This is a genomic window from Janibacter sp. CFPM2_SD2, from assembly GCF_057364645.1.
Genome location: NZ_JBNFOF010000300.1, coordinates 1 through 2277, shown reverse-complemented (window position 1 = coordinate 2277; position 2277 = coordinate 1). Strand labels below are relative to the sequence as shown.

Sequence of the window (2277 nt, the reverse complement as noted above, 5' to 3'; positions counted from 1 at the left end):
CCTGCGCACCGGAGAGGCGGTCCGCACGCCGCGGCGCCCCGGTTGAGCGCCGGCCGGAGCGTCACCTCACGACGCACGACACCGAAGGGGGCCACACCGGATCGTCCGGTGCGGCCCCCTTCGTCAGTGGCGGGGCGGGGCGTGACGCCCGGTCACTTCGCCGTGGCGGCTGCCTTGGCGAGGTCGGGGGTGACCTCCTCGACGGCGAGCGCGATCGACTCGGGCGTGCCGGCCGCGAGAGCGACGTTGACCTCGTCCTTCTCGTCGAGGACCAGGGCCCGGTCCTCCTTGACGACGGACAGGGAGTTGATCTTGGCGTCGGACTCGAGGTCCTTCAGCGGCAGGGCGATCGTCGACAGCACGGCGACGTCGGCGTCGAAGGCCCCCACCTGCTCGGCCGCGACCGCGGCGAAGAAGCCACCGCTCGGGGTGAGCTTGCTGAGCGCGGGGTTCTCGACGAAGCCGAGCTCGCCGAAGACGTCGAAGCGCGCGTCGCCCTCGACGTAGCCGCCGTAGGCCTCACCGAACTTCACGCCGTAGGCGAAGGTCTTGTCCTTGAACTCCGGGTGCTCGGCCGCGGCGTCCTTGATGACCTCGTCGGTCTCGGCGACGGACTCCTTGGCCTCCTCGTCCTTGCCCAGGGCCTTGCCGATGATCTCGGTCTGGGTGCGCCAGTCGACCGCGAAGTCGGGCGCGTCCTTCGGGGCCGAGGCCACGGGCGCGATCTTCGAGAGGCGGTCGAAGACCTTGTCGTCGCCCGCCGCGCGGACGTTGAGGATGAGGTCGGGCTCGAGCAGCTCGATCTGCTCGTAGTTGTAGGTCGTGCCGGAGTTCTTGATGACCTCGATGTCGGCGTCCTCGACGTCGTCCTGGGCCCACTCGCCGACGCCCTTGTTGTCCGCGCCGTGGCCCTGCCAGTCGTAGATCGCCGTCGGGGTGACCCCGAGCGAGGCGGCGATCTCGCCGTCGGACCAGCCGAGGGCGACGACCTTGAGCTCGTCGCCGGCCTGGGTCACGTCGGTCTCGGGTCCGCGCTCGACGGTGCCGACGACCCTGCCGCCGTCACCGCTCTCCGCGGAGTCGTCGGACGAGCCGCACGCGGCGAGCGCGGTCAGGGCGAGCACGAGGGTCGGGGTGACGACGAGTCGTCGCAGGGGTGCCATGGGAGGGGTCCTTCCGAAGGGGGTGGGGTCAGGGGTGGGACGGGTCGTGGGCGATGGCGGTGTCGCCGGGCAGGTCGGCCGCCGAGACAGCCCGCTGGCCAGGGGGATGACCATGGGTGTGCGGGTCTCCGGGTCGTCGATCACGCGGGCCCGCACACCGAAGACGCGGTGGACGACCTCCTCGGTGACGACCTCGCTCGGGGTCCCTTGCGCCGCAACGGCACCCGACGACATCGCGACGAGGTGCGATGCATAGCGGGCGGCCTGGTTGAGGTCGTGGAGGACGGCGACGAGGGTGCGTCCCTGTCGGTGCAGGCGGGTGCACAGCTCGAGCACCTCGAGCTGGTGCGCCAGGTCGAGATAGGTCGTCGGCTCGTCGAGCAGCAGGATCGGTGTCTCCTGGGCGAGCGCCATGGCGATCCAGACCCGCTGCCGCTGCCCGCCCGAGAGGGCTTCGACGGGTCGGGTGGACAGCTCGAGCAGCTGGGTGGCCGCGAGCGCCTCGCGCACGGCGCGCTCGTCCTTGTCGCTCCACTGCCGGAAGAGCCGCTGGTAGGGGAAGCGCCCCCGCGCGACGAGGTCGACGACGGTGATCCCCTCGGGCGCGATCGACTCCTGCGGCAGCAGGCCGAGCTCCCTCGCGAACTCCTTGCCGCCCATCTCCCGCACGTCGTGGCCGTCGAGGAGCACCGCCCCGTGCGTCGGTCGCAGCAGGCGGGACAGGGCGCGCAGCAGGGTGGACTTGCCACTGGCATTGGGGCCGACGATGACGGTGAAGGAGCCGTCGGGGATCTCGACGGACAGGTCCTCGATGATCACCCGGTCGTCGTAGCCGACCCGCAGGTCGGCAGCGTGCAGGCGGGAGGGGCTCATGTCGTGGCCTTCCGGGACTGGTGCAGGAGCAGACCGAGCAGGTAGACGCCGCCGAGCGCGGTCGTGATGACCCCCACGGGGAGCTGGACGGGCGCCAGCAGAGTGCGTGCCACCGCATCGCAGACGACGAGCAGCGCGAGGCCCCCGACGGCCGCGGTCGTCGTCAGCGGGGATGCCCGGGCTGCGGGGCGAGCCGCGCGGCGACCTGCGGGGGCGATGAGCGCGACGAAGGCGACGGCCC

General features: G+C 71.9%; 1 protein-coding gene and 2 pseudogenes. All 3 read right to left on the bottom strand.

Going from position 1 to position 2277, the window contains the following annotated elements; all coding sequences use genetic code 11:
* Positions 1–152: 152 nt before the first annotated feature.
* Positions 153–977 (bottom strand): annotated as a pseudogene (locus AC2W7J_RS17610) (ABC transporter substrate-binding protein); the annotation flags it as partial.
* Positions 978–1262: 285 nt separating this feature from the next.
* Positions 1263–2036: pseudogene (locus AC2W7J_RS17605) on the bottom strand (ABC transporter ATP-binding protein); the annotation flags it as partial.
* On the bottom strand, positions 2033–2277 hold a 245-nt coding region (locus tag AC2W7J_RS17600; protein ID WP_485984003.1), incomplete at its 5' end, for an iron chelate uptake ABC transporter family permease subunit. The gene AC2W7J_RS17600 and the pseudogene AC2W7J_RS17605, both read right to left, overlap by 4 nt.